We start from the raw sequence: 26,286 nt of genomic DNA, 5'->3' as shown, positions 1-26,286 counted from the left end.
ATGGTCTACCCCACCCTGCGCGACTGGCTGTTCTCCGTCAAGACTTTCGCCGCGGCGATGATCGCGCTCTACATCGGTCTCGCGCTCGAATTGCCGCGGCCGTACTGGGCGATGGCAACGGTCTACATCGTGTCGAATCCGTTTGTCGGCGCGACCCGCTCCAAGGCGCTGTATCGCGCGCTCGGCACCGCGCTCGGCGCGTCGGCCGCGGTGCTGCTGGTGCCGCCGTTCGTCGAGTCGCCGTATCTGTTCAGCGTGGTCGTCGCGCTGTGGACGGGTACGCTGCTGTATCTCGCGGTGGCCGATCGCACCGCGCGCAGCTACGTGTTCATGCTCGCGGCCTATACGATGCCGATCATCGCGTTGCCTTCGGTGACCAATCCCGACGGCGTGTTCGATCTCGCGATCAGCCGTACCGAGGAAATCACGCTCGGCATCGTGTGCGCGAGCATCGTCGGCAGTGCGCTGTTTCCGAGCCGGCTCGCGCCGACCATCATCGAGCGCACCGACGCCTGGTTTCGCGACGCCGCGTTCTACGCGAGCGAAACGCTGTCGGGCCGCATCGCCGGCACCGCGATTTCCAGCGCCCGTCAGCGGATCGCCGCGACAGTCAACGGTCTGGAACTGCTGCTGAGCCAGCTTTCCTACGACCATACGCGGCCCGACGTGCTCGCACGCACGTACGAATTGCGCGGACGCATGCAATTGCTGCTGCCGATCATGTCGTCGCTGGCCGACCCGCTGGTCGCGCTCTACAACAGCGGCCGGCATAGCTGGCCGGAAGGACTCGTCGCATTGCTCGACGACGTGATCAAGTGGTTCAAGGAGCCGCTGCCGACCGCGAGCAAGGGCAGCCAGTCCGATCTCGTCGCCGACGCGTTGCGTGCCCGCATCGCCGCCATGCAGCCGCCGCCGGCCGCGCTCGCCAGTTGGGAAGGCGCGTTGCTGTCGAACGCGCTGTGGCGGCTGCGCCAGGTGATCGACGTCTGGCAGGATTGCCGAACGCTGCGCGTCATCATCACACGCGAAGAAGGCGCATGGCGGCCGCGCTTTCGCCATTGGCGGCTGGGCGGCACCGAACGTTTTTTCGACCGCGGCATCATGCTGTTCTCGACGGTCTCGGCCGGCACCGCGGTGGTGCTCGCGTGCGCGTTGTGGATCAGCTCGGGCTGGGCCGACGGCGCCAGCGCGGTGACGCTGGCGGCCGTTGCCTGCTGCTTTTTCGCCGCCCTCGACGAGCCCGCGCCCTTCGTCTTCAAGTTCTTCCTTGCGACGGCCGTCGCGGTGGTGGCCGCCGGCGTCTACCTGTTCGCCGTGCTGCCGCACGTGCACGATTTCCCGATGCTGGTGGTGTTGTTCGCCGCGCCGTTCATCCTGGTCGGCACACTGATTCCACGGCCGCAGTTCAACATGGTGACCGTGCTGGTCGCCGTGAACACCGCGACCTTCATCAGTATTCAGGACGCGTACTCCGCCGACTTCCTGATCTTCCTGAACAGCAATCTCGCCGGTCTCGCGGGGCTGCTGTACGCATATCTGTGGACCCGCGTGACGCGGCCGTTCGGCGCCGAACTCGCGGCGTCCCGGCTACTGCGCTCGAGTTGGGCCGACGTGGCGCTGACCGCCTCCACACAGCCGATCGAAGACCCGCGCAATCTCGCCGCGCGCATGCTCGACCGTCTGATGCAACTAATTCCGCGTCTGGGCGCCACGGACGATCATCGCCATCCGTCGATCGAAAGCTTTCGCGATCTGCGCATCGCGTTCAACGCGCTCGATCTGCGCCGCCTGACCCGCAAGCTCAGCGGCGAAGCGCCGGCCGCGATCGATCACGTACTCGACGGCGTGCGTCAGTACTTCGAAAGCTGCGTCGACCGGCGCGCGCGCCAGCCGGTGCCGGACAGCCTGATGTCGTCGATCGATGCCGCGGTGGCGCGGGTCGCCGCGCAAGGGCTCGCGAATGCCAATGCCGGTGGCAACCCCGATGCCAATGCCGACGGCCGCGCGACCGACGCAACCGGCGCGGCTTCGCCGACTACTTCGGCACGCCAGTTACGCGACGCGCTGCACGCGCTGGTCGGCTTGCGTCTTTCGCTGTTTCCGGCCACGCTGACGACACCGACGCCGCCCGAACCGGAGGCCGCTGCCTGATGCCGTCTTCTACGCAACCGCTGCACAACCGTATCCCTCCACTTGCCCACTTCCCGCGATGATCGGTGAAATCGATATTTTCGGCGTGTTCGTGCCGGCCGTGCTCGTGCTGATGTTGATCGCGTATCTGATCAACCTCGCGATCCGCACGGTGCTCGGACGCGTCGGCTTTTACCGCTTCGTCTGGCACCGTTCCATTTTCGATCTCGGCATTTATGTGCTGGTGCTGGGCCTTGTCGTCGTCGTTTCGCACAGACTAATAACGTGAAAAAAACCTGGTTCTCCGTCGCTCAGATTCTGCTGACCCTGATCGTCGTCGTGATCGCGGCCTTCGTGCTGTGGAAACTGGTCGGCTACTACATGTTCGCGCCGTGGACCCGCGACGGCCACGTGCGCGCCGACATCATCCAGGTGGCGCCGGATGTCTCGGGGCTGATTTCATCGGTCGACGTGGCGGACAACCAGCAGGTCAAGCAAGGCCAGGTGCTGTTCAAAATCGACGAAGCACGCTACGAACTCGCACTGCGTCAGGCACAGGCCACCGCGCAGCAACGCCGCGCGACGCTCGACCAGGCACGCCGCGAAGACGCGCGCAATCGCAAGCTCGGCAACCTGGTGGCGGCGGAAGTCGCCGAAGAAAGCCGCTCGCGCGTCGAACAGGGCGAAGCCGCGCTCGCCGATGCGAGCGTCGCGATCGATACCGCACGGCTCAACCTGCAACGCTCGACGATAAAAAGCCCCGTCGACGGCTATCTGAACGACCGTGCGCCACGCGTCGGCGAATTCGCGTCGGCCGGGCGCGCGGTGCTCGCGGTGGTCGATCTGCATTCGTTCCGCGTGGACGGTTATTTCGAGGAGACCAAGCTGCGCGGCATCGATATCGGCCAGCAGGTCGATATCAAGGTGATGGGCGAGCCGGGCCTGTTGCGCGGTCATGTGCAGAGCATCGTCGCTGCAATCGAGGACCGCGACCGCACGCAGGGCACGAACCTGCTGCCGAATGTGAATCCGGCGTTCAGCTGGGTGCGTCTCGCGCAACGGATTCCGGTGCGCGTCGCGCTCGACGAAATTCCCGTCGACTTCCGCATGATCGCGGGACGAACCGCGACCGTGTCGGTGCGCGATATTTCGCCGACCGGCAAGCCGCGCGCGGCAGCGGGTGTTTCCGGTGCTTCGGGTGCTGTAGAGCCGGTGGCGCCGACCGCGCCGCTGGGGTCCGTCGCCCAACCGGCGCCTGCAGCATCCGCGGCATCTGCGGCGGTTATTTCGGGCGCCTCGCAATGAAGCTGTCGCGCGCTCTGCCCTTATCGCCGTGGCTGCCGTTATTGCCGCTGGCCGTCGCGCTCGGCGGCTGCATGAACGTCGGCCCGAATTACTCGCTGCCGCAGCAGGCGCTGATCAACGCGCCGCTCGCGAATGCGCCGATCGAAGGCGCAGACGCCACGCTGACGTCGCGGCAGAACGTGCCCGCTGTCTGGTGGAAGCTGTATGACGATCCGGTGCTGAACGGTCTCGTCGACGAAGCGCTGCAGTCGAATACCGACTTGCGGGTCGCCGCGGCGAACCTCGCGCGTTCGCGCGAAGCGCTCGGCGTCGCGCAGGCACAAGGCGGTTTCTCCGGCAAGACTTCAGTGGCGCTCGAACGCGCGCAGGAATCGGCCGAGCAATACCTGTTGTTCAACAAGCTGCCGGTGACCAACGAAGGCGACATCGGCATCAGCATCTCGTACGAAATCGATCTGTTCGGCAAACTGCGACGCGGCGTGGAAGCCGCGCAGGCGGACACCGAGGCCGTTCAGGCCGCCGGCGACCTCGCGCGCATCTCCGTGGTGGCGGACGTGGTGCGCTCTTACGTCGAGCAATGCTCGGCCGCCGAAGAACTCACCATCGCGCAGCAGTCGCTCGCGTTACAGAAGCAGCGCGTGGACGTGTCGCGCCGTTTGCGCGACGCGGGCCGCGGCAATCAACCGGACGTGACGCGCGGACAGACACAAGTCGATACGTTGTCCGCGGATATTCCGCGTTACACCGCGCGCCGCAAGATCGCGCAATACCGGCTCGCGGCGCTGCTCGCGCGCGCGCCGTCCGATCTGCCGCCCGCCGTGCTCGCGTGCAACAAGCTGCCGCAAATCCGTCAGCCGATTCCAGTCGGCGACGGCGCCGCACTACTCAAGCGGCGCCCTGACGTGCGCGAGGCCGAGCGGCAACTGGCGGCATCGACGGCGCGCATCGGCGTGGCCACCGGCGCGCTATATCCGACGGTGAGCATCGGTGCATCGACGGGCTTGACCGGGATTCTCGAAGACCTCGGCACGTCACCTACCGCGCGCTGGGCGTTCGGTCCGCTGATCAGTTGGACCTTTCCGGCGAACGGCGCGCGTGGCCGCGTGCGCGAAGCGGCGGCCTCGAGTCAGGTCGCCCTGGCGAAGTTCGACGGCGTGGTGCTGACCGCATTGCGCGAAACCGAAACGAACCTCGCGACCTATTCGTCGGACTATGCGCGCGCCGATGCTTTGCGCGCGGCGTTGAAGTCGGCCACGCAGTCGGCGGATGAAACGCATCGGCTGTATCAGGCCGGACGCGAGTCGTTCATTTCGGATCTGGATGCGACGCGCACGCTGACGTCGGCGAAATCTCAATTGGCCGCGGCGGAAGGCCAGGTGGCGATCGACCAGGTCAATCTGTTCCTCGCACTGGGCGGTGGTTGGGAGATGGATCAGCAGGCAGCAGGGACGGCTCCTGCTGCAACGGGCAATGCGGCCACGGCTGTGGTCACGCCGAATGGCGCGGTTATGCCGACGGGGGCTGGCAAAGCGCCGTGACGTAATGGCTCGGGCGTGTTCTATTAACGCAAGCGCGGCTCCGCAAACCCGCGCTCGCAGGTCCGTACATTCCGCACTTCGGCCCGCAAATCCGCAGCGATTTGCGCGGCCGCCTCTTCAGGCCGAGCTTTGCCGCACATGAAAATATCGAGCGCGGCAAAACGATGTTCTGGCCACGTGTGGATAGTGATGTGCGACTCCGCGAGCAACACCACGCCCGTCACACCATGCTCGCCGCCGAAGTGATGAAATTGCGCGGACAGCACGCGCGCGCCCGCAGCCTTCGCCGCGTTCACCAGAATCGCTTCGAGCGCGACGGTATTGCGCAGCAAGGCCGGCGAGATCCCGCCCAGATCGGCCAGCACATGCGAGCCACAGGCTTCTCGCGGCGTCGGCGCTGAAGTGATGTGCCCGGCACTCACTTGTGCGACCCGTACGACGAGTAACCGCTGCGCGCGGAAGTACTGCCGTATCCTCCACCGCCGCTGCCGCTGCCGCCGCTTCCGGAACTCATCGACGTGCAACTGAACATCAGCACTACGATGGCCGCGTAAAGCGCATAGAGAACCTGTCTCACGCTTACCTCTTGCTGCGCGACGCGCCGTCGCGCGACGTGTTGGGTTGGCCATGGAACGAGCGCCAGATCCACTCGGGCACCCACAAAGCGATCAGACCGACGATCACCAATACCGTCGAACTATCGAAATCGAACAGCTTGTTGAAGTTGATGAAAACCATCAGCCCGGTCGCGATCCACGGCCACGGACCAAATCCGCGCGACAGATACCACTTGTCATCCGAAGCGGCGCCTGCGGTTTCATTCACACGACGGCTCGCGTTGTCGGTTGCCAGCTCCGGCACGCCGAATCGTTCCGCAACCTTGCTGTTGCTCAACGGCTTCGCCCGCGACCAGACGATTTCGTCAGCGGTGGCTTCGCGCGTCATCTTGAAGTCACGCCACGTGAAATCGGTAATCGACGTCTTGTCGCCGACCTGCACGCGCCAGTTGAACGCGCCGGCAACGTACATCACTTCCGCGTCATAGCGCTCGTTCTCACGGTAGGTCTTGCCGGCGTCGAGCACGTGGCCCTCCCGACTCATCATCGGCCAGCGGTTCAATACGTCGACGCGTTCCCAGCTTCCCGCGCTATGCACGAGCCAAAGGAAGCCACGCTCGAGGTTGTGCAGCAGGTATTCGTCCCAGCTGTATTGCGCGTCCGACGTACGACAGCGCATCAAACCGAGCACCGTGTATTTCGCACCGTCGAACGTGGCGCTAGCGCTCAGCTGCAATGCGGTTTCGACAGCTTCGACGCTGCGCCTTTTCGAAAACAGCGTGGCCTGTTCCGCGCTGCAATCGACACCCGCATGGCAAGATCCGCAAATCACGTAGTTCGCGACACCAGCCGGACAATCGAGTGACGCGCCGCAACTCGGGCACGTAAACGCCGCAAGCTCGCCGCGATAACGACCGGCGGACTCGCGAATCTGCGCTTCGTCGCGCAGCCCCTGGCAAGCCAGCGCCGCCAGTTCCACCGACTCGCCTTCATACACCACTGGTTTGCCGTCTGGCGAATCCGCGTCGGAATAGTCGAGTGTGATGAACCGGTCTTCGTAGCGGAAATCGGCGACGCGCGCCTGCCAGCCGTCGCCTAAGCGAAACGGCAGTTCGCCCTCGCCACCCACGCATTGCGCGATGCGAATATCCGCGGCGAGATAGCGCTTGCCGCGAAAATCGAAGGGCACGCCGGGACTCAGCGAATCGAACCGCGGGAGCGCGCTATCCTGCGCTTCGAGTTCCTTTTGCGTGGTGATTGCGTATTGTCCCGACGCATCGGAGAGCCAGGCAAATGCGCCGTCGTCGAACTCAGCGTACCACTCGGTCCAGTAGCCCACGTCGTAACGCAACTGAATGCGCCCGAGCAGCGTGAACGAGCCGTTCTCGTGATGACCGGTAGCGCCGAGTTGCAACGGCGAATAGTCTTCGAATACCGAAGCCATTTCGCCGATCCGTTCGACCGCCTCGCCGCGCTTGAGCAAGGTGCTGCGGCACGACTCGCAAACCGCTATCACCGCCGCGGCGGAGCGGAATTCGAGCGGCGCGCCGCACTGGGGACACGAAGTACTGAACATCGAGTGCGCTTATTTCGTCAGCCTGGCGAGGATCTCGGCTTTCGCCTTCGCGTAGTCGTCTTCGGTGACGAGGCCTTTGTCCAGTAGCGTCTTGAGTTGCTGCAAACGCTCGACGTAATCGTTCGACGCTGTAGAAGCCGGCGTTTCCGCATGTGCTTGCGCAGGCTGATTGAGCGCATCGATCATGCTCTTGCCGATCGCCGCGCCCGCCGCGATACCCGCGCCCACGCCGGCGATCCCGCTTTCGTTCTGCGCAGCCAATGGAATCGATTGCGCCGCTTGATACTGCGCGAACTTGTTCAGGTCACCGCTCACCCCGACGCTAATGCGCGCGTCGAGCGCTTTTTGCAACGCGTCGGGCAGCGACACGCTTTGCACAGTGAACGAATCGAGCGCGACACCGTAACGCGCAAAGACCGGCGCGAGCGCATGGCCGATGCGCTGCGACAACAACTCCTGGTTCGCGGCCATATCGACGAAAGCGACGTCTGCCGATCCGAACGCGACGCTCATCGCGGTCACCACCAGATTGCGCAATTGCTGCTCGAGATCGTCGACCGTGTAGATTTCGCGCGTGCCGCTGATCTCACGATGAAACGCGGGCACGTCGACCACGCGATACGAATAGATGCCGAAAGCGCGAACCTGCACGAGCCCGAATTCGCTATCGCGAATGGTGACGGGCTGCGGCGTGCCCCAACGGCGGCCGAGCTGCAAACGCGTACTGAAGAAGTACACGTCGGATTTGAAAGGCGACTGGAACAGCTTGTCCCAATTGCGCAAGCTGGTCAGCACCGGCAGTGTGCGGGTGGTCAACGTGTAAAGGCCGGGACCGAATACGTCGGCGATCCGCCCCTCGTTGATGAATAGCGCCATTTGCGATTCGCGCACGGTCAATTGGCCGCCGTACTGGATTTCCTGGTCTTGCATCGGATAACGCCACGCCAGTATGCCGTCACGCTCTTCCGTCCACTGGAGAACGTCGACGAATTGCTTGCGAATAAACGAAACGAAACTCATTGTGCACTCCTCGCGCGAGGCGCTCGCCTATCAGGCAACGATTTCAACTTTGTTAGACGGCAATCAGGTCAGACAGGCCGCATTGATAATGCCGACCACCAGCGAAGCGGTGCCCATCAAACCGCCCATTGCGGTATTACGTGTTTCGATCGCATGGTTCATACCGGGCAGGATCCGCGTCAACAATGCATACGTGACGACCTGCACGACCATTGCGCCGATTGCCCAGATCAGCACCAGCCACAGCGTGGAGTTATGGGCGATGCTCGAGGCCAGCGTCAGGCAGAAACCGACCAGTGCGCCGGCAAAGGAAAGGAGTGCCGCGACATTGCCTTCGCGTATCAGAGCCAGTTCGTCGAAAGGCGTGACCTTGAGGTAAACTGCCGCGAATCCGAGGATCAGCGCAAAAGCCGACAGTAAATGAATCCCATAAGAAAAGGCGTCACCCATTTATTCCCCCGGATTTTGCATGCCGCGCATGCCGTTTTTCCCCGCCGCGACTATGGCGGCCACACCGGGCTACGGTTCGCGGAAATCGCCGCCAGTATATCCAGATCGGACCGGGGTGCCCAGCACGATGAATAAACATAATCGCACGCTGATTCTGTCCGTACTGGTACTCGCCTCATGCGGACTGGGTTATGAACTGATCAGCAGCACGTTATCAAGTTACTTGCTGGGCGACTCGGTGCTGCAATTTTCTTCGGTGATCGGCTGTTATCTGTTTGCGATGGGCGTGGGCTCGTGGCTCGCCAAATTCGTCGACGATGACGACGTGCTCGACCGCTTCGTCGATATCGAATTGCTGGTGGGTTTGCTCGGCGGTTTGTCTGCGGCGCTGCTGTTCGGCGTGTTCGCGTGGCTCTCGGCGCCGTTTCGCGCGGCGCTCTATGCGATGGTGCTGGTGCTCGGCGCATTGATCGGGATGGAGATTCCGCTCGTGATGCGCGCATTCCAGCAGCGCCGGCAGGCGTTTCGCCATACCGTCAGCGACGTGCTGAGCTTCGATTATCTCGGCTCGCTCGCCGTCTCGCTGCTGTTCCCGCTCGTGCTGGCGCCACGTCTCGGTTTGCTGCGCACCGGGTTTCTGTTCGGCATCCTGAACGCGCTCGTTGCGTTGTGGACCACGCATACGTTCCGTGGCGAAATTAGCAACGTCCCCGCGAAACTGGCGCGCGCCGCGCTCGTGATCAGTTTGCTCGGCGCCGGTTTCGTGCTGTCCGAGCGCCTCACGCATTGGGCCGAACACGGGCTTTACGGCGACGAGACGATTTTCTCCGAAACCACGCCATATCAGCGCATCGTGCTCACGCAATGGCACGACGACATGCGTCTGTACCTGAACGGCAACCTGCAATTCTCGTCGCGCGACGAACATCGTTATCACGAAGCGCTGATTCATCCGACACTCGAAGCGCTGCCGTGGGCAAAACACGTGCTGGTGCTCGGCGGCGGCGACGGCCTCGCGGTGCGCGAGATTCTCAAACATCGCAACATCGAAAGCGTGACGCTGGTCGATCTCGATCCGGCGATGACGCGGCTGTTTTCGACCTCCGCGCCGCTCGTCAAACTGAACCGTGGTTCGCTCAAAGACCCACGCGTTCATGTGATCAACGACGACGCCGTACGCTGGCTCGAATCGAATGCCGAAGTATTCGACGCCATCGTGGTGGATTTTCCCGATCCCACCAACTTTGGACTCGGCCGCTTGTATTCGGTGCCGGTGTACCGGATGCTCGCGCGACATTTGTCCGAAAACGGCTATGCGGTGATTCAGTCGACGTCGCCGTATTTCGCGCCGCACGCGTACTGGACGATCGTCGATACGTTGCGTGAAGCCGGCCTCAACACGTGGCCGTATCACTGCTACGTGCCTTCGTTCGGCGACTGGGGGTTCGTGATCGCGAGCAAACGTCGCGACTACACGATCCCCACGCATTATTCGGTACCCACGCGCTGGCTCGACGCGCAAACGGCTGTCGACATGTTCCACTTTCCCGCCGATATGCCGGCCTTGCCGATGGCGCCCAATCAGTTGAACGACCAGCCGCTCGTCCGCCTGTTCGACGACGACTGGAAGCACGTGCTGCGCTGATGGACCGCCGCACTTTTCTGTTCGCAGGCGCCGCGGCCGCGCTTTCCGGTTGCGGCCGCAACGGCTGGATCGAGACGACACCGGTGATCGACAGTCCCGGCATGCGCGAGGGCCATGCGCTGCGCGACCATCGCAGCTTGCCGCCGCCGTCGGGCACGATCGAAACCGACATCGCGATTCTCGGCGCGGGCGCCGCGGGTTTGTCGTGCGCGTGGCAACTCGCGCGCGCCGGCCACAAGGATTTCGTCGTGCTGGCAGGACCCGAGTTCGGCGGCAATGCCGCAGGCGGCCGGTATGGCGATCTCGGCTATCCGAAGGGCGCGCATTATCTGCCTTTGCCTTCGATGGAATCGACCCATTTGCGCGATATGCTCGCTGACCTCGGTGTGATCGAAGCCGATCCGTTTACGGCCCGACCGGTATTCGACGAACGTGTTCTGGTGCACGCTCCCGACGAGCGCCTGTTGATCGACGGACAGTGGCAGGACGGGCTCGTGCCGACCATCGGCGTGAGTCAAACGGAACTCGCGCAGCAGCAGCGCTTTTTTGCATATACCGACGCGTTGCGCACGGCCGTCGGCAGCGACCGCCGCAAGGTGTTCTGCATTCCGCTCGCGCAGTCGTCGCAGGATGCGCGGTGGCGCGCGCTGGACAAACGTTCGTTCCGCCAATGGCTGCTCGAAGAAGGCTATACCGCGCCTTCGCTGCACTGGTATCTGAACTATGCGTGCCGCGACGATTTTGGCGCGGGTTACGAACGTGTGTCGGCATGGGCAGGTCTGCATTACTTTTCGGCGCGCGGCGGACATGCGCGAAACGCGGAAGACGGCGCGGTGCTAACGTGGCCGGATGGCCTGCATAGCATGGTTGCGAAACTGAACTCGTCGATTGCGAAGCGAGTGGGTGGGTCTGCATGGTCGCTGCCGGGCTTTGCGGCGCACGTGGAGGAAAAAGGGGGCGGCGTTGAAGCGCTTTGCGTGCGCATCGACAGTAACGACGTGCCTACGACGTTCGTGCTGAAGGCGCGTCGCGTGGTGTGCGCGATGCCGCTTTTCGTCGCCCAACATGTGATGCCGCAATTGCATACATATGGTTTTGACGCGGCACGCGATCTGCCGCCGCGCGCGCCGTGGCTGGTATCCAACTTTCTGATGGACGGCATGCCGCGCGAAGCGCAAGGCGTGCCGCTCGCGTGGGACAACGTCGTGTATCGCGGCGACGGACTTGGCTATGTCGTGTCGACACACCAATTGATCCGCTTGTCGCCACCGCAGCGCTCGGTGTTTTCGGCGTATCAGGCGTTGAATCTTCAGGCACCCGACGAGACTCGCCGCTGGCTCGCCGCCGCACGTCCCGAGGAGTTGCGGGCCCAGGCCGCGGTCGATCTGGTGCCGGCTTACGGCCGCGAATTGTGGCGCCACGCGGCCGCGCTGGAGATCACCGTGCGCGGTCATGCGATGGCGACGCCCGATGTGGGCTTCCTGAGCCGCCCCGGTCTGCTCGCCCTACGCGACGCGGATGGTCCGATCCTGTTTGCACATGCCGATCTGTCGGGGATGTCGTTGTTCGAGGAAGCGTCGTATTGGGGCGTGCTCGCGGCGCATCGGGCGTTGGTCTGACGAATGGTGGGTCGGCTTGCCTCGAGGCGCGTCCGGGTAAATCACTATTATTGACAAGCTTTCTTTTAGCTTTCACTTCGGGTTAAATACGAGCCTCAACTACACGTTACGGGGTCACGTATGTCGCAATTCATGAAAAGTGCCGCCACGCTCGGCGGGTGTATCGGCGTGTTTACGGTGGTGGTCGCGGTGGTGGAGATGTTGGCGAATTGAGGGGGAGGCTTAGCGCACTTTGAGTTCCGCGCGGGCCACCGCCAAGTGGCCGCTTGACGAATCGCGCCCCTGCTTCGGCGGGTGCAGTCGCCGTACACAAAATCAGTCAACGCGGCGTCAATACTAGCGTCACGCTCATATCGCCCCCACAAACCTAGACTCATCAGACGCGATTCCTTTTTTCCGGACGACACATCAGTTCAGCTTGAGAGCCGTCCGCCTCCCGCAATCGATCGCACACACTGCGTAACCCGCGCGAAACCGCACGTTGGGCCGGAACGGCATTTGCGCGCGCCCCTCAAGCGCATCTCGGTCAACGACGTCGTTTCTTGACAAAGATCAAGTGGAATCGGTACCTGATTGCCGCGAACACATCTCGAAAATGACAATCGCGACTCCCCGGCTACGCCGATTTTTCACACATACAAATTTTTGTATAATCCCCGAATTCGCGACATAAACGGCGCATTCCGGATTGTCTATCTTGCGAAATTTGAAGACGCCGTTTATGTGCTTCACTGCTTTCAGAAGAAAACTCAGAAAACCAGCAACGCAGATCTGGAACTCGCCAGCGCGCGTTACCGCGAATTGAAAGGGGTCAAGGCATGAGCAATCAAACTTTTTCGAGCGTCTCGGACGCTATTGAAGACACCCCCGAACAGGCCCAAAACATGAAGCTTCGGTCCGTTTTGATGATGGCGATCAAAGACCAGATCACGCGAAGCGGAATGAGTCAGGCAGAAGCCGCCAGGTTTTTTTGCGTGACCCAGCCGCGTATATCTGACCTCATGCGCGGAAAGATCAATCTGTTTGCGCTCGACGCTCTCGTCAACATGGCGGTCGCCTCAGGGATGCGTGTCGAGATGCAGGTGTCTGCCGCGCCGGCAAAACGCGGCGTCAGCACCACCAGCGCCAAAACGGCTGCGGGCAAGAAGCCTGCGACTGCGACTCCGAAAAAAACGTCCACACGCAAGCCCGCAACCAAGGCATCCACGAGGCCCAGCAAGGAACGCGGTACCGCAGCGAGCTATTCCCGCTAGGCGCCCCCCTGCTCCCGAATCATCTCAATCAACCCCCTCAGCCCCGCCGGCACATGTCGGCGCCCCGGGTAATAAAGACACAAGCCGTCGAACGAAGGCGTCCAGTCCGCCAGCACGCGCCGCAGCGTGCCTGCCTTCAGATCGGCCGCCACGTTCCATTCCGTCATATACGCGAGCCCAAATCCTTCGCGCGCAGCTTCCATCACCAGCAACGGTTCATCGAGCGTCAAAATACCTTGCACGTCCACACTGATCGCTTCGCCGCGACGCTCGAACTCCCAATGGTAGATGCGCCCGCTCGGCATGCGCAGCCGTATACAACGGTGCGCCTTCAAATCGTCAGGCACGCGCGGTTTCGGATTTTTAGCGAAATAAGCCGGGCTCCCAACTACCGCAAAACGCTGCGGCCGATTGAACGGCACGGCGATCATCTCCTGCGGCAAGCTTTCGGCCAGCCGGATGCCGGCGTCGAACCCCTCTTCCACGATATCGATCATGCGCCCCTCCGTGACGAGGTCGAGTTTCATCTCCGGATAGCGGCGCAGATACGCGAGCAGAACAGGCATGACCTGGCGCGCCGCACCGGTCGACGCATTGATGCGCAGCGTGCCCGCAGGCGTATCGCGATAGCTGCCGGCCTGCTCGATGGCCACACGAATGGTCGACAACGCGGGCGCGACGCTATCGACGAATTGCGTGCCGGCCTCCGATAACGACACACTGCGCGTCGTGCGATTGAAAAGCCGCACACCGATACGTGCCTCGAGCGCGGCCACCGCATGACTGAGTGCCGACGTCGACACGCCCAACTCCGTCGCCGCCGCACGAAAGCTGCGATGGCGCGCCACCGCCAGAACACCTTCCAGCTCGCTCAAACCGGGCGTTTTCATTATTCCATCCTGCTCAACGAATCATCCTTGATTATATGGCTAGTCAGTTCAATCGCTTGAGCCTATCTTCGACGTGATCCCGAATTCACGTGTAGGAGCAATCATGGAACACATCGACAAGATCTATATCGACGGCGCATTCGTCACGCCACACGGCGAAGAATGGTTCGAGCTTTTCAATCCGGCGACTGAAGCAGTGATCGGCAAAGTCCGGCTAGCCGATGCGGAAGACGCGCGCCGCGCGATTGCCGCGGCCAGGCGCGCGTTCGCATCGTTTTCGCTCACCAGCAAGGAAGAGCGAATCGCGCTGCTCGAACGCATGCACGACGCGGTCGCGGCGCGCGAGGACGAGTTGTTCGAAGCCATCGTCGACGAATACGGCGCGCCGACTTCCCGTGCGCGCTGGATGGCAAAGTACGCGGCCGGCACGATCGCCGAAGCCGCCAAAGTTCTGCGCGCCTATGATTTCACACGCCGCGCCGGCACCGCCGAAGTCGTTATGCAAGCACTCGGCGTCGCCGGCTTGATCACGCCCTGGAACAGCAACGGCGGCTTCATCTGCGGCAAACTGGCCGCGGCCATCGCGGCCGGTTGCACGGCCGTGATCAAGCCGAGCGAGATGAGCGCGATTCAAACGCGGATCGTCACCGAGGCATTGCACGAAGCCGGTTTGCCCGCCGGGGTGTTCAATATCGTCACGGGTCGCGGCGAAACGGTCGGCGCGGAAATCAGCGCGCATCCGGATGTGGCGAAAATTTCTTTCACTGGATCGACCGCGGTCGGCAAGACGATCCTGCGTACCGGCGCTGAAACCTTGAAGCGTGTGACGCTGGAGTTGGGCGGCAAATCGCCGATGCTCATACTCGACGACGCCGATTTCGCCGAGGCCGTTCCGCTCGCGCTGCAGGCTGGCTTCATGAACAGCGGCCAGGCGTGCATTGCGGGCACACGCATCCTGGTGCCGCAAAGCCGCGTCGCCGAATTCGAGGACCGTGTGCGCGACGAAATCGTGCGCATGCCTGCGGGCGATCCGCGCGATCCGCTCACGCAGATCGGCCCGATGGTCAGCCGAAAGCAGTGGGAGCGCGTGCAGCGCTACATACGTATCGGCATCGACGAAGGCGCTCGTCTGATCGCGGGCGGCGAAGGGCGTCCGGACAATGCGCAGCGCGGCTGGTTTGTGAAGCCCACGGTTTTCAGCGATGTCCGCAACGACATGACGATTGCGCGCGAGGAAATCTTCGGACCGGTGTTGTCGATCATCGCGTATCGCGATACTGAAGAGGCGCTCGCCATTGCCAACGACACAAGCTACGGGCTACAAGCGTACGTGGTATCCGCCGATGCCGCACGCGCCCGCTCTGTCGCTGCGCGTATCGACGCCGGACGTGTGCTCGTGAATACGCTCGCGCACGAACCCGCTGCGCCATTCGGCGGCTTCAAGCAGTCAGGAATCGGACGGGAACATGGAACGTTCGGACTGGAAGCATTCATGGAACCGAAGTCGCTGCTCGGCGTGAATTGACGCACGTCGTTGTTCTCATCGTCATCGGATCCGAACGATGGCGTCGACGCTCATATGAACGCCGCGCCATCGTACAAGTGCTTCAACGCCGGTTCGAACCCGACACCACGTCGATCCAGACGGCGAGCACGAGAATGCTGCCCTTCACGATCATCTGCCAGTACGCGTCGACGTCGAGCATCGACATGCCGTTATCGAGGCTCGCCATCACCAGCGCGCCGATCAACGCGCCGTACACCGTGCCGGAGCCGCCGCGCATCGACGTGCCGCCGATAAAGCACGCGGCGATCGCATCGAGTTCGCCCATCGAGCCCGCCGACGGCGAACCCGCCGCCAGCCGCGCGGTATTGACGATCCCGCCGAACGCGCACATCAAGCCCATCAGCGCGAAGATCGCAAGCTTCACGCGATTGGTGTTCACGCCCGAGAGCCGGGTCGCTTCGAGATTCGAGCCCACCGCATAAATGCGGCGGCCGAACACGGTCTGCGTCGCGATCCACGTGAAGATGCCGAGCAATGCCAGCAGCAACAACACCGGTACCGGAATGCCGCCGTAGCGGTCGAGCGTCGTGACGAACGCCGCGAGAATCACACCGGCGCCGATCACCTTCGCGACATCCTGCCAGACGGGCACCACCGGCAACTGGTAGCGCTCACGATTGCGCCGCTGCCGCAGCGTCAGAAACGCCAGCACCAGAAACAGCACCACCGCGAGCGTGTCGCCAGCGACACGCGGCAGATAGCCTTGCCCGACGAACACGAAACCATCCGACACCGGCGCAATCGTGGAGCCTCCGGTCACGCCGAGCAGAATGCCGCGATACGCGAGCATGCCGCCCAAACCGACAATGAACGACGGCACACGGCGATAGGTCGACCACCAGCCGTTGAACATGCCGACCAGCACGCCGAGCAGCATCACCACTGGAACGGTGACGCCGATAGGCCAATGCCGGTTGACGTCGAGTATCGCCGCCACGCCGCCGAGCAGGCCGAGCAGCGAGCCGACAGAAAGATCGATCTCGCCGGCGATGATCACGAACACCATCCCGCACGCGAGCATCCCGGTAATCGACATCTGCCGCAGCAGATTCGACAGATTGCGCGGCGTAACAAACGCGCCATGCGTGAGCACGGAAAAGAAAATCCAGATCGCGGCCACGGCGATCAGCAGCGCGAGAATCTTGTAGCGCGCGAACAGTTGCTGGATACGCTGCGGACCGCCGAATGCGCCGCGCGTCGAAGCGCCTTCTGCCGGTTGTGTGGTGACGTCGGGAGTCATGCGGCACTCGCTGCGGTTGGGTTCGGGGAGCGCGGCACGGCGCGGATCGCAGCGCTGAGAATATCTTCCTGCGTCAGACCGTCGTTGACGAAATCGCCGCGCAATTCGCCTTCGCCGATCACCAGCACGCGATCGCTGATGCCAAGTACTTCAGGCAATTCGGACGACACCATCACGATCGACATGCCGCGCTGTGCCAGTTGGAAAATCAGCTTGTAGATTTCGAATTTCGCACCGACGTCGACGCCGCGTGTGGGTTCATCGAGGATCAGTACTTTCGGGTGGGTCAACAACATGCGTGTCAGCACGGCCTTTTGCTGATTGCCGCCGGACAGGCTCGCAATCGAGAGCATCGGATGCGCGGCGCGCACCGAAAGCCGCTTCATTTCCGTGTGGATCGTGTCGAGTTCCGCCGCGGAATCGATACGGCCACCCGACGCAAAACGCTGCAACACGGCAAGCGTGATGTTGTGACCGACGCTCAACCCCGGCACGATGCCGTGGCGCTTGCGATCTTCCGGCACCATGCCGATGCCCGCATGGATCGCGTCGACGGGCGCGCGGATTTTCAGCGGCTTGCCTTCCATCACCACGGTCGCTTCGCTCACGCCCGGATACGCGCCGAAAATCGCCTGCATCAGTTCGGTACGCCCCGCGCCGACCAGACCGGCAACGCCGAGAATTTCGCCTCGTCGCAGCGAAAAGGAGACGTTGTCGACCCGCTTGCGGCGTGGATTCGTCACGTCGAAACAGGTCACATGACGCGCCTCGAAAATCACGTCGCCGATCGGATGCGGTACGCGCGGAAACAGATTCTTGATCTCGCGGCCGACCATCAGCGAAATGATGCGGTCCGTGGTGAGCGAGCGCATCGGTTCCGTCGCGACATGACGGCCGTCGCGAATCACGCTGATCGTGTCGCAAACAGCTTCTACTTCATCGAGCTTGTGCGAGATGTACACGCATGCCACGCCGCGGCGCTTCAGGTCGCGCACGATATCGAGCAGAATCCGTATCTCGGACGCAGTCAGCGACGACGACGGTTCATCCAGAATCAGCAGCTTTGCGCGCTTGTTCAGCGCCTTCGCGATCTCGATCAATTGCTGATGGCCGCCGCCGTAGTTCATCACCGGCTGCGCGGCATTGATTCCGCCAATGCCGAGTTCGCGCAGCAACTCGTCGGCGCGCTGATACATCGCGGCGTAGTTCATCCGCCCGCCTGGCAGCGTGATCTCGTTACCGAGAAAGATGTTCTCCGCTACCGACAACTCCGGCACCAGCATCAACTCCTGGTGAATGATGATGATGCCGGCGCGCTCGGTATCGCGCACGGTTGCGGCTTTGAGCGGTTCGCCTTCCCACGTGATCTCGCCGTCCCACGTGCCGTACGGATAGACACCGGACAACACTTTCATCAGCGTCGATTTGCCTGCGCCGTTCTCGCCGCACAAGCCGACGCACTCGCCCGGCGCGACGGTGAGGTCGATGCCGTCGAGCGCTTTCACGCCGGAAAACGCTTTGACGATGCCGCGCATCGTCAGTAAGGATTGCGTCATGCGCTATGCCTCGCTGCAAGGCGCGCGATTCCAGCCGTATGTCCAGTCTGCGCTGGATGCATCGGCTGGAACCGCGCGCACGTTACGCTCATTGGCTCGCGAGCTGGGCCTGGGTGTAGAAGCCGTCCTTGACGACCACATCGACATTGCTCTTCGTGAGCAGCGTCGGTTGCAGGAGCACCGTGTCGACTTTCTTTCTGCCGTTGTCGTACTGCGCGTTATAGGCCGGCTTATCGCCCTTCGCAAGCGCCACCGACAGTTTCGCCGCTTCGCTTGCGATCAGCTTCAGCGGCTTGTACACGGTCATGGTCTGCGTGCCGGCGATCACGCGCTTCACCGCGGCGAGGTCCGCGTCCTGACCCGAAACCGGCACCTTGCCCGCCATATGCTGCGCTGCGAGCGCCTGAATCGCACCGCCGGCGGTGCCATCGTTCGACGCGACGATGGCGTCGATCTTGTTGTTGTTCGCGGTCAGCGCATCCTCGACGATGCGTAGCGCGGTCGATGCACTCCACTCCGGCACCCACTGTTGCCCGACTACCTTGATGTCGCCTTTGTCGATCGCGGGCTTGAGTATCTTGAGCTGGCCTTCACGCAGCATCTTGGCGTTGTTGTCGGTCGGCGCGCCACCGAGCAGGAAGTAGTTACCCTTCGGTTGCGCATTGAAAACACCTTGCGCCTGCAATTCGCCGACCTTTTCATTATCGAACGAGATATACGCGTCCACGTCGGCGTCGAGAATCAGGCGGTCATACGACACCACCTTGATGCCGGCCTTCTTCGCTTCGGCCACCACATTGCCGAGCGTCTTCGAATTGAACGGCACAATGACGATCACATCGACACCCCGCGAGATCAGATTTTCTATCTGCGAGATCTGGCGTTCTTCGCTAGCATCGGCAGATTGCACCGACACTTTCGCGCCGAGCTTTTCCGCCGCAGCGACGAAATAGTCGCGATCGCGCGACCACCGTTCGACACGCAGATCGTCGATGCAGAAGCCGATTTCAGGATGATCCTTGCTTGCATGCGCGAGCGGCGCGACAAGCGACAGACTGGCGAGCACCGCTGCGCATACGAGCGAGCTCAAAACGGTACGGCGAGTTGCGAACTTCATGTCTCTCTCCTTCTTCTGATAGCCGGAATACCGGATTGGACGGTCTGCGCTGCGAGCCGCATGACCGGACAAGCGACAACCCAAAGCTTCTTTTATGTTCGCGCGGTCAGCGTGGCCGCGCGATTCTTTTTAATGCTGCTTATTTTTGCTGCTTATTTGCTTCCTTGGTTCCGCTGCAATTCGCGCACGCTTCTCAGCGTCCGCTGTATATCGCCTGATTGACGATGTTTTCCATCCGCTCCTGCTGGCCGCTTGCATGCTGCGGATTGACACCGCGCGCAATCGCGTCCGATGCGAGCGTCGACAGCGAGTAATCTCCCGCGAGAATCTTGCGGCCAAGCTCCGCATCCCAGCCGGCATAGCGCTGGCGTTTGAATTGTTCGAGACGGTCGTTCTCGATCAGCACCGCCGCACGCTCGACCGCAAGCGCGAGGTTGTCGATCGCGCCGATGTGGCCGTAAAACAGATCTTCCGGATCGACGCTTTGGCGCCGCACTTTCGAATCGAAGTTCATGCCGCCCGTCGTCAAGCCGCCATGCTTGAGAATTTCATAAAAGGCCAACGTCAGTTCTTCGACGCTATTCGGAAACTGGTCGGTATCCCAGCCGTTTTGCGGATCGCCGCGATTTGCATCGACACTGCCGAAAATACCCAGCGCATAGGCAGTGGCGATCTCGTGATGAAACGAGTGACCGGCGAGCGTCGCGTGATTGGCCTCGATGTTGACGCGAATCTCCTTCTCCAGTCCGTATTGCAGCAGAAACCCGTGCACGCTCGCGACATCGTAATCGTATTGATGCTTGGTCGGCTCCTGCGGTTTCGGCTCGATCAGCAAAGCGCCCTTGAAGCCGATCTTGTGCGCATGGTCGACCACCATATGCAGAAAGCGCGCGAGCTGATCGCGTTCACGCACGAGGTCGGTATTGAGCAGTGTGTCATAACCTTCGCGGCCGCCCCACAATACATAGTTCTCACCGCCAAGCCGATGCGTCGCATCGAGCGCATGACGGACCTGCGTGGCGGCAAACGCGAACACGTCCGGATCGGGACTGGTCGCCGCGCCCGCCGCATAACGCGGATGCGAAAACAGATTGGCCGTGCCCCACAGCAGTTTGATGCCCGTATCCTGCTGCTTGCGCGCGAGGTAGTCCGCGATACGCGTGAAGTTCTCGCTGTACTCCTTCAGGTTCGTACCTTCCGGCGCGACATCGGTATCGTGGAACGTGTAGTACGGTGTGCCGAGCTTGGTGAAAAACTCGAACGCGGCATCGGCTTTTTGTTGCGCCCGCTCCATTGCGTCGCCGGCTTGTTGCCAGGGACGCCGGAATGTCCCTTGCCCGAAGATATCCACGCCGGGCCACACGAAGGTATGCCAATAGCAGACCGCGATACGCAGATGTTCTTCGAGTGTCTTGCCGAGTACGCGCCTGCTTTTATCGTAATGGCGATACGCAAGCGGGTTATCCGATTGCGGGCCTTCATAGCGGATCTCGGGAATGTGTTCGAAGTAGGACATCAGCGTCTCCTGTTTATGTTGCATTGCAACCGTGCGATAGCGCCGCACCGTTCGACAAGGTGACGCCATGCTGCCGCTTGCCGCATGCATCGGCAATTGCGAAATTGCGCAGCGTGCTTGATGTTTCTTACCGCCCGCCCATTTGTTTAACACCGCCGCGAGAATCGCGGCCTAGAATAACCGGACGCTTAAAAAACGGCGCCGAGTCAGATGCGCACCAACCGGAGACGAAAGCGGCACGAGTCAGCACGATCCGCCCGCTGCCCACACCCATGACCCGCCCGCAATCACCACAAACGCCCCACCGGATCGCGTTGCTGTTCAATGCGAACAAGGTGTACGACCGCGAGATCATCACCGGGATCGGCAACTATCTGCTGTCGACACGTGTGGCATGGGATCTTTTCCTCGAAGAAGATTTCCGCTGCCGGCTGACGGGCATCGAGCGTTTCGACGGCGACGGCATCATCGCGGATTTCGACGACCCCGCAGTAGGCGAAGCGTTGCGCGATTGTTCATTGCCGGTGGTGGCCGTGGGTTCGTCGTTTGAAGATCCGGCGCACTATCCTCCGGATTTACCCTATATCGCAACCGATAACGCGAAGCTCGTCTCGCTCGCCTACACGCATCTGATCGGCGCAGGGCTTGAGCATTTCGCGTTGTACAGTCTTCCGCAAGCGCAGGAGAATCGCTGGGCGCAACAACGCGAACTTGCGTTCACCCATTTACGCGAAGCGGACGGTCGCAGCGCAGAGGAAATCGGCAGCGAGATTTATCGCGGACTGTCGACCAGCGCGCCGTCGTGGAATCAGGCAACCGAACAGCTCACTGCATGGTTGCGTCAATTGCCGAAGCCGGTGGGGATCATCGCGGTAACGGACGCTCGCGCGCGGCATTTGCTGCAAGCCTGTCTGATCGCGGGTATTCCCGTACCGGAAGAAGTCGCGATCATCGGCATCGACAACGATCCACTCACACGCACGCTGACTCGTATTCCGCTTTCCTCGGTGATTCAGGGCACCGAAGAAATGGGCCGTACCGCGGCGCACCTGTTGCACCAGATGCTGCACGGCGCGCGGTTTCCAGGGCGGCGCATTCTCGTGCCGCCAGTCGGCATCAATGTGCTTGAATCGACCCGCCATCAACCGCTTGCGAGTCCCTATGTGATGCGTGCGCGGCACTTCATCCGCCAATACGCTTGCCAGGGTATTCGCACCGAGCAGGTCGCCGATTATGTGGGCGTGTCGCGCTCGTCGCTCGAAGAGTACTTCAGACGCGAACGGCAATGTACTGTTCATCAGGAAATCCTGCGCCACAAACTCGATGTCGCCAAAGCACTGCTGGCGAAGCGCGACGCGTCGAGTGCCGAAGTCGCGATCCGTTGCGGCTTCACGTCGCTGCAATACATGTACGCGGTGTTTCGCCGTGAACTCGGCTGCACGCCACGCGAATATCAGGAACGCGCGAATTCGACGGCCACGCCGGATTAAGCACGTCTTTATTCTTTTTCTCCACCCACGACATGATCAGCATCGCACCGCTTTCTTCCGAACCATGGGGCAAGCTGCCCGGTGGAGACCCCGTCCGGCTCTTCATGCTGCGCAATGCGCACGGCATGAAAGTCGCCATCAGCGACCTCGGCGCGACGCTCGTGTCGTGGCACGCACCGGACCGCGCCGGACGTCTCGGCGACGTTCTGCTCGGCCACGACACGCCCGCCGAATATGTTGCGGCCACAACCTACATGGGCGCGCTGGTCGGACGCTGGGCGAATCGCATTGCCGATGCGCGCTTTACACTCGACGGCATCGACTACACGCTCGACCGCAACGAAGGGAAAAATCTGCTGCACGGCGGCACGGTGGGCTTTCATCGCGCGCTGTGGGATGCGAGCGAAGACAACGGCGCACTCGTCATGCGGCTGGAATCGCCCGAAGGCGACGCCGGTTTTCCCGGCAACGTGACCACGCAAGTGCGCTACACGCTCGACGACGACGGCACGCTGACGATCGACTACGAAGCGATTACCGACGCCACGACACCGCTCAATCTGACGAGCCATCCGTACTTCAATCTCACTGGGCAAGCAGGCACGGACATTCGCGGCCACGTGCTTTCCATCGACGCAGACCGCTTCTTCGAAGTCGACGCGGCAATGATTCCATGCAATCTCGCGGAGGTCGCGGGCAATGCGTTCGACTTTCGCCAGAGCGCGCCGATCGGCGCGCGGCTCGACTGGCCGCATGCGCAACTGGCAACGGCCGGCGGTTTCGACCATTGCTACATGTTGCGCGAAACGGCCGGCGACGGCTCGGCGCTGCGTCGCGTCGCATGCGCGTACGACCCCGGCAGCGGACGTGAACTCACCGTCTCCACCGATCAACGCGGCTTACAGTTCTATAGCGGCAACTTTCTGAAAGGCGACACGGGTCGTAATGGCATCACGTATCAGGCGCATGCGGGCTTATGTCTCGAAGCGGGTGGCTTTCCCAACGAGGTGAATATGGCTGATCCGGACCCGGTCATCGTGCGAGCCGGCGGCGCTTACCGGCAGATCACGCAATACCGGATCGGCGTACGCAGCGGGGTTTGAGTCGATTTATCAGACGTGAGCGCAGGTGTCCTTACAATTCCGACTTACTGTTTTCCACAAGACTGAATTCCGACGTTAGGGGTTTCCCCTGGATGATCCACTTCCTAGAATCAGTGCACTGGCGGCCGATTAGATATCGGCGCCTTACAAAATATTCCCGGAGGAATCGTCATGAAATCAGTCATTCAGGCATTGGCGCTCGCCGTCGTTCTCGCTGCTCCCGTTGCGTCGTTCGCGCAATCGGAGCAACCGCTCACGCGTGCCGAGGTTAAAGATCAATTGCGTCAGCTCGAAGCGGTAGGCTACAACCCCGCGGTCGCCACCGACTCCACCTACCCCGCCGATATTCAGGCCGCCGAAGCTCGCGTCGCCGCGCGCAACAGCGCAACCGCGCAAAACGACTCCACCGGCTACGGTTCTTCGGCAAACGGCTCGTCGCAAACCGGCGCGAATGCGCCTGCCGCGAATCAGTAGTCGCGCGTTGTTCCTGCTTCGCACGCACGGCGCGATGGAGAACGCGCCGTGTCAGAAAATCCTTTGCCGAAAATAATGGCTCATATATCCTGCTGCGACACTTTTGTAGTCTTCGCATTCAAGACATTATGAGCATTCAGAACATCGTAGATTTTGCGCAACCCGCCAAAGAAACCGTCGAGTACATGCCGAAGGCCGAGGCCGTTCTGGCCGGCGATCCGGCGCAGATCGTCCACACGCATTTTGCGAGTCCGTGCGGGCAATTAGCCGCCGGTATCTGGGAAGGTGCGCGTGGTGAATGGGCGGTCAATTTCACCGAGAACGAGTACTGCGAGATTCTCGAAGGTGTGTCGGTGATTCGCGACGCACACGGCACGGCGAAGACCGTGCGCGCCGGGGATCGCTTTCTGATTCCCGCAGGATTCAAAGGCACATGGGAAGTACTGGAGCCGTGCCGGAAGATCTTCGTTTCAGCAGAATTCAAAGCTTAGAACTCTGCCGGCACATTCCGCGCGCTTCTCAATACTCCGATCTGGAAGCCTCGGCCAGGTGCGATCGAAACATTTCAAGGGCCAACGCTTCGCCATCGTGCGATAGCTGCGTTGCCGCCGCTTCCGCTGCACCATGAGCGGATTCGACCGTACGCGCGAACATCAGCGTTTCGAATTCGCTTACCGCCTCGGTCCAACGTTCGCGCTCGACCAGCAACCGGGCTAATTCGGCTGCATCCAGCATCGCATTGTTCACACCGTCGCCACCGAACGGCGACATGACGTGCGCGGCGTCACCGAGTAACGTGAGGCCTCGGCGATGAGTCCAGCAATGCCCCACAGGCAACGCGTAAATCGGCCGCACCGCGAAATGATCGTTGCTCGCGCCAATCAGATCGATAAAATCTTTTGCGAAACCGTGGAATTGCCGTTTGAGCGCCTCACGTATTGCGCTGGGTGTACTCAGGTCGAAGCGTTTTTCGACCCAGTCGGTCGGAACGCGGAAGATCGCATAACCACGAATGTGCGCGTTGCCGTTGCGTTGAGCAATGATCGCCTTACCATCGGCTTCGACCGACATCTTGCCGTGACCGACCAGCTTCGCCAATGCGGAATGCCGGCGGTCGACGTCGTCTAATCCGAACTCGACGAAAGTGAGTCCGCTGTATTGCGGCGCATACGGCGAGAGTAACGGCCGGATGCGCGACCAGGTACCGTCCGCGCCGACGACCAGATCGAAGGGACCCTCCACCCCATGGTCGAAGCGAAGATGCCAGGCGCCGTCGCTCGTCTCAAACGCTTCGCGCACCGTGCAACCCCAACGCACCGCACCGTCCGGCAACGAGGCCAACAGCACCGCCCGTAACTCCGTGCGATCGACTTCGGGACGGTTGCCGTCTTCATCGAGGTCCTCGAATAGCAGCTCGCCAGCTTTGTTCAATAGACGCGTGCCCTGATCGTCGTAACGGGCCACCGCCGTGATTTCCGCCGTCAATCCCGCGCGCTCCATGGCAAGCAGTCCGGAACCTTCGTGAAGATCGAGCGTGCCACCTTGCGGACGTTCGTCCGGATCCGCGTCACGCTCGAAGACCGCGGCTTGAATACCTGAAACATGCAGAATGCGGGCGAGTGTGAGACCCGCGGGGCCGCCGCCGACTATGGCAATACGAGGGATTCTGGTCATGGATTACGAGTCTTCATATATAATAGGTACCTATATATAAACATAGGCACCTATTCAAGTCAACATGAACGAGAAAGACTTGCAGAACCCTCTGCGACTCATCGGCCGCACGAATCGTCTATTCGCTCGGGTCGTCGAGGCGCCGTTGCGCGAACTGGGCTTTGCGATAAGCCAGATACCCGTGCTCGTGACATTGAGAAAAGCAGGCGCGCTCTCTCAAGCGGAATTGGCTCGTCTGTCGGAAGTCGAGCAATCCAGCATGGCGCAGTTGCTGAACCGGATGGAACGCGACGGCCTGGTCGAACGCGTCGCCGATCCGAGCGACCGGCGTAGCCGTCTGATTTCATTGACCCCGGCCGCCAGCGAGCAATTGTCCGCCGGCAAAGCGGTCATGGATGCAGCAAGCCGGCGCGCGTTGGCAGGCTTCAGCGCCGAAGAGAAAGAGCAGCTAGGTTCCTTGCTGTTGCGTGTGAACGCGAACCTGGAATCCGATTGAGCCGGGCGATTCGATTTCGGGCCTTTGAGCGCTACATCGCTACAATGGCCGCACATCTCCCGACCACCCG

The 26,286-nt window shown here is 61.8% G+C and carries 24 protein-coding genes and 1 pseudogene; 14 read left to right on the top strand and 11 right to left on the bottom strand.

Annotation, left to right across the window (positions count from 1 at the left end; translation table 11 throughout):
- Genes PQQ51_RS16605 through PQQ51_RS16590 form a run of 4 tightly spaced genes read left to right on the top strand, consistent with a single transcriptional unit; the run spans nt 1 to nt 4,973 of the window.
- Entirely contained in the window at nt 1–2,151 is a 2,151-nt protein-coding gene (locus PQQ51_RS16605; protein WP_408497896.1) for an FUSC family protein, read from the top strand.
- Nucleotides 2,152–2,209: 58 nt separating this feature from the next.
- Nucleotides 2,210–2,419: a DUF1656 domain-containing protein gene (locus tag PQQ51_RS16600; protein WP_408497895.1), complete on the top strand. Its 210-nt coding sequence runs from the start codon at nt 2,210–2,212 to the stop codon at nt 2,417–2,419.
- Complete coding sequence (locus tag PQQ51_RS16595; RefSeq protein ID WP_408497894.1) at nt 2,416–3,435, top strand: efflux RND transporter periplasmic adaptor subunit; 1,020 nt, start codon at nt 2,416–2,418, stop codon at nt 3,433–3,435. The genes PQQ51_RS16600 and PQQ51_RS16595 overlap by 4 nt, the downstream gene beginning before the upstream one ends.
- Complete coding sequence (locus tag PQQ51_RS16590; RefSeq protein ID WP_408497893.1) at nt 3,432–4,973, top strand: efflux transporter outer membrane subunit; 1,542 nt, start codon at nt 3,432–3,434, stop codon at nt 4,971–4,973. Before PQQ51_RS16595 ends, PQQ51_RS16590 begins: the two co-directional genes overlap by 4 nt.
- A gap of 23 nt (nt 4,974–4,996) precedes the next feature.
- On the opposite strand, the gene speD is transcribed toward PQQ51_RS16590, so the two are convergent.
- The 5 genes from speD to PQQ51_RS16565 all read right to left on the bottom strand — a co-directional run bounded on the left by speD (nt 4,997) and on the right by PQQ51_RS16565 (nt 8,576).
- Complete coding sequence (speD, locus tag PQQ51_RS16585) at nt 4,997–5,395, bottom strand: adenosylmethionine decarboxylase (protein ID WP_408497892.1); 399 nt, start codon at nt 5,393–5,395, stop codon at nt 4,997–4,999.
- Nucleotides 5,392–5,550 (bottom strand): hypothetical protein, encoded by a 159-nt coding sequence (locus PQQ51_RS16580; RefSeq protein ID WP_408497891.1) that lies wholly within the window; start codon nt 5,548–5,550, stop codon nt 5,392–5,394. The genes speD and PQQ51_RS16580 overlap by 4 nt, the downstream gene beginning before the upstream one ends.
- A 2-nt stretch (nt 5,551–5,552) precedes the next feature.
- The gene (locus PQQ51_RS16575) at nt 5,553–7,106 is read right to left on the bottom strand and encodes a DUF4178 domain-containing protein (RefSeq protein ID WP_408497890.1); all 1,554 of its coding nucleotides are present in this window, start codon (nt 7,104–7,106) and stop codon (nt 5,553–5,555) included.
- 9 nt (nt 7,107–7,115) lie between these two features.
- On the bottom strand, nt 7,116–8,126 hold the full coding sequence (locus PQQ51_RS16570) for an SPFH domain-containing protein (RefSeq protein ID WP_408497889.1): 1,011 nt from the start codon (nt 8,124–8,126) through the stop codon (nt 7,116–7,118).
- Between the two features lie 63 nt (nt 8,127–8,189).
- The gene (locus PQQ51_RS16565) at nt 8,190–8,576 is read right to left on the bottom strand and encodes a DUF350 domain-containing protein (protein WP_408497888.1); all 387 of its coding nucleotides are present in this window, start codon (nt 8,574–8,576) and stop codon (nt 8,190–8,192) included.
- Between the two features lie 127 nt (nt 8,577–8,703).
- Between PQQ51_RS16565 and PQQ51_RS16560 the strand changes: the two genes are divergently transcribed.
- The 4 genes and pseudogenes from PQQ51_RS16560 to PQQ51_RS16545 form a co-directional block, all read left to right on the top strand.
- Nucleotides 8,704–10,221, top strand: coding sequence for a polyamine aminopropyltransferase (locus PQQ51_RS16560; RefSeq protein ID WP_408497887.1), 1,518 nt, complete (start codon nt 8,704–8,706; stop codon nt 10,219–10,221).
- Nucleotides 10,221–11,840, top strand: coding sequence for an FAD-dependent oxidoreductase (locus PQQ51_RS16555; RefSeq protein WP_408497886.1), 1,620 nt, complete (start codon nt 10,221–10,223; stop codon nt 11,838–11,840). Before PQQ51_RS16560 ends, PQQ51_RS16555 begins: the two co-directional genes overlap by 1 nt.
- Before the next feature lie 624 nt (nt 11,841–12,464).
- The gene (locus tag PQQ51_RS16550) at nt 12,465–12,662 is read left to right on the top strand and encodes a type II toxin-antitoxin system RelE/ParE family toxin (protein WP_408498019.1); all 198 of its coding nucleotides are present in this window, start codon (nt 12,465–12,467) and stop codon (nt 12,660–12,662) included.
- Nucleotides 12,659–12,925: pseudogene (locus PQQ51_RS16545) on the top strand (helix-turn-helix domain-containing protein); the annotation flags it as partial. The gene PQQ51_RS16550 and the pseudogene PQQ51_RS16545, both read left to right, overlap by 4 nt.
- A 164-nt stretch (nt 12,926–13,089) precedes the next feature.
- On the opposite strand, the gene PQQ51_RS16540 reads toward PQQ51_RS16545, so the two are convergent.
- Nucleotides 13,090–13,983, bottom strand: a complete 894-nt coding sequence (locus PQQ51_RS16540; protein ID WP_408497885.1) for a LysR family transcriptional regulator — start codon at nt 13,981–13,983, stop codon at nt 13,090–13,092.
- Nucleotides 13,984–14,086: 103 nt separating this feature from the next.
- Here PQQ51_RS16540 and PQQ51_RS16535 point away from each other — a divergent pair, with 103 nt between their 5' ends.
- Nucleotides 14,087–15,508, top strand: a complete 1,422-nt coding sequence (locus PQQ51_RS16535; RefSeq protein ID WP_408497884.1) for an aldehyde dehydrogenase family protein — start codon at nt 14,087–14,089, stop codon at nt 15,506–15,508.
- Between the two features lie 82 nt (nt 15,509–15,590).
- Here the strand turns inward: PQQ51_RS16535 and PQQ51_RS16530 are convergent, their stop codons facing one another.
- From PQQ51_RS16530 to xylA, 4 genes are all read right to left on the bottom strand, one after another.
- Nucleotides 15,591–16,790 (bottom strand): sugar ABC transporter permease, encoded by a 1,200-nt coding sequence (locus PQQ51_RS16530; RefSeq protein WP_408497883.1) that lies wholly within the window; start codon nt 16,788–16,790, stop codon nt 15,591–15,593.
- Entirely contained in the window at nt 16,787–18,346 is a 1,560-nt protein-coding gene (gene xylG, locus PQQ51_RS16525; RefSeq protein ID WP_408497882.1) for a D-xylose ABC transporter ATP-binding protein, read from the bottom strand. The genes PQQ51_RS16530 and xylG overlap by 4 nt, the downstream gene beginning before the upstream one ends.
- 88 nt (nt 18,347–18,434) lie before the next feature.
- Entirely contained in the window at nt 18,435–19,463 is a 1,029-nt protein-coding gene (gene xylF, locus PQQ51_RS16520) for a D-xylose ABC transporter substrate-binding protein (RefSeq protein ID WP_408497880.1), read from the bottom strand.
- Between the two features lie 193 nt (nt 19,464–19,656).
- Nucleotides 19,657–20,979 carry a xylose isomerase gene (xylA, locus tag PQQ51_RS16515; RefSeq protein ID WP_408497879.1) on the bottom strand — a complete coding sequence of 441 codons (1,323 nt, stop codon included), beginning with the start codon at nt 20,977–20,979 and terminating at the stop codon, nt 19,657–19,659.
- Nucleotides 20,980–21,251: 272 nt separating this feature from the next.
- Here xylA and PQQ51_RS16510 point away from each other — a divergent pair, with 272 nt between their 5' ends.
- The 4 genes from PQQ51_RS16510 (at nt 21,252) to PQQ51_RS16495 (ending at nt 24,537) form a co-directional block, all read left to right on the top strand.
- Nucleotides 21,252–22,469, top strand: a complete 1,218-nt coding sequence (locus PQQ51_RS16510; protein ID WP_408497878.1) for a XylR family transcriptional regulator — start codon at nt 21,252–21,254, stop codon at nt 22,467–22,469.
- A gap of 32 nt (nt 22,470–22,501) precedes the next feature.
- Nucleotides 22,502–23,572: an aldose epimerase family protein gene (locus PQQ51_RS16505; RefSeq protein WP_408497877.1), complete on the top strand. Its 1,071-nt coding sequence runs from the start codon at nt 22,502–22,504 to the stop codon at nt 23,570–23,572.
- A 171-nt stretch (nt 23,573–23,743) separates the two neighbouring features.
- On the top strand, nt 23,744–24,046 hold the full coding sequence (locus PQQ51_RS16500) for a DUF4148 domain-containing protein (protein WP_408497876.1): 303 nt from the start codon (nt 23,744–23,746) through the stop codon (nt 24,044–24,046).
- A 128-nt stretch (nt 24,047–24,174) separates the two neighbouring features.
- Nucleotides 24,175–24,537 (top strand): cupin domain-containing protein, encoded by a 363-nt coding sequence (locus PQQ51_RS16495; RefSeq protein ID WP_408497875.1) that lies wholly within the window; start codon nt 24,175–24,177, stop codon nt 24,535–24,537.
- 28 nt (nt 24,538–24,565) lie between these two features.
- On the opposite strand, the gene PQQ51_RS16490 is transcribed toward PQQ51_RS16495, so the two are convergent.
- On the bottom strand, nt 24,566–25,720 hold the full coding sequence (locus PQQ51_RS16490; protein WP_408497874.1) for an FAD-dependent oxidoreductase: 1,155 nt from the start codon (nt 25,718–25,720) through the stop codon (nt 24,566–24,568).
- 145 nt (nt 25,721–25,865) lie between these two features.
- Between PQQ51_RS16490 and PQQ51_RS16485 the strand changes: the two genes are divergently transcribed.
- Nucleotides 25,866–26,216: a MarR family winged helix-turn-helix transcriptional regulator gene (locus PQQ51_RS16485; protein ID WP_408497873.1), complete on the top strand. Its 351-nt coding sequence runs from the start codon at nt 25,866–25,868 to the stop codon at nt 26,214–26,216.
- The last annotated feature ends 70 nt before the right edge of the window (nt 26,217–26,286 follow it).

Origin of the sequence: Paraburkholderia xenovorans (assembly GCF_046030735.1) — a bacterium.
Classification (GTDB): domain Bacteria; phylum Pseudomonadota; class Gammaproteobacteria; order Burkholderiales; family Burkholderiaceae; genus Paraburkholderia; species Paraburkholderia xenovorans_A.
This window is presented reverse-complemented; position numbering and strand designations above follow the sequence as displayed.

Bases quoted from the DNA above. Each gene is read 5' to 3' on its own strand.
- PQQ51_RS16605 (WP_408497896.1), top strand. From the start codon at position 1: ATGGTCTACCCCACCCTGCGCGACTGGCTGTTCTCCGTCAAGACTTTC.
- PQQ51_RS16600 (WP_408497895.1), top strand. From the start codon at position 2,210: ATGATCGGTGAAATCGATATTTTCGGCGTGTTCGTGCCGGCCGTGCTC.
- PQQ51_RS16590 (WP_408497893.1), top strand. From the start codon at position 3,432: ATGAAGCTGTCGCGCGCTCTGCCCTTATCGCCGTGGCTGCCGTTATTG.
- PQQ51_RS16575 (WP_408497890.1), bottom strand. From the start codon at position 7,106: ATGTTCAGTACTTCGTGTCCCCAGTGCGGCGCGCCGCTCGAATTCCGC.
- PQQ51_RS16570 (WP_408497889.1), bottom strand. From the start codon at position 8,126: ATGAGTTTCGTTTCGTTTATTCGCAAGCAATTCGTCGACGTTCTCCAG.
- PQQ51_RS16565 (WP_408497888.1), bottom strand. From the start codon at position 8,576: ATGGGTGACGCCTTTTCTTATGGGATTCATTTACTGTCGGCTTTTGCG.
- PQQ51_RS16560 (WP_408497887.1), top strand. From the start codon at position 8,704: ATGAATAAACATAATCGCACGCTGATTCTGTCCGTACTGGTACTCGCC.
- PQQ51_RS16555 (WP_408497886.1), top strand. From the start codon at position 10,221: ATGGACCGCCGCACTTTTCTGTTCGCAGGCGCCGCGGCCGCGCTTTCC.
- PQQ51_RS16540 (WP_408497885.1), bottom strand. From the start codon at position 13,983: ATGAAAACGCCCGGTTTGAGCGAGCTGGAAGGTGTTCTGGCGGTGGCG.
- PQQ51_RS16535 (WP_408497884.1), top strand. From the start codon at position 14,087: ATGGAACACATCGACAAGATCTATATCGACGGCGCATTCGTCACGCCA.
- PQQ51_RS16530 (WP_408497883.1), bottom strand. From the start codon at position 16,790: ATGACTCCCGACGTCACCACACAACCGGCAGAAGGCGCTTCGACGCGC.
- xylG (WP_408497882.1), bottom strand. From the start codon at position 18,346: ATGACGCAATCCTTACTGACGATGCGCGGCATCGTCAAAGCGTTTTCC.
- xylF (WP_408497880.1), bottom strand. From the start codon at position 19,463: ATGAAGTTCGCAACTCGCCGTACCGTTTTGAGCTCGCTCGTATGCGCA.
- xylA (WP_408497879.1), bottom strand. From the start codon at position 20,979: ATGTCCTACTTCGAACACATTCCCGAGATCCGCTATGAAGGCCCGCAA.
- PQQ51_RS16510 (WP_408497878.1), top strand. From the start codon at position 21,252: ATGACCCGCCCGCAATCACCACAAACGCCCCACCGGATCGCGTTGCTG.
- PQQ51_RS16505 (WP_408497877.1), top strand. From the start codon at position 22,502: ATGATCAGCATCGCACCGCTTTCTTCCGAACCATGGGGCAAGCTGCCC.
- PQQ51_RS16500 (WP_408497876.1), top strand. From the start codon at position 23,744: ATGAAATCAGTCATTCAGGCATTGGCGCTCGCCGTCGTTCTCGCTGCT.
- PQQ51_RS16495 (WP_408497875.1), top strand. From the start codon at position 24,175: ATGAGCATTCAGAACATCGTAGATTTTGCGCAACCCGCCAAAGAAACC.
- PQQ51_RS16490 (WP_408497874.1), bottom strand. From the start codon at position 25,720: ATGACCAGAATCCCTCGTATTGCCATAGTCGGCGGCGGCCCCGCGGGT.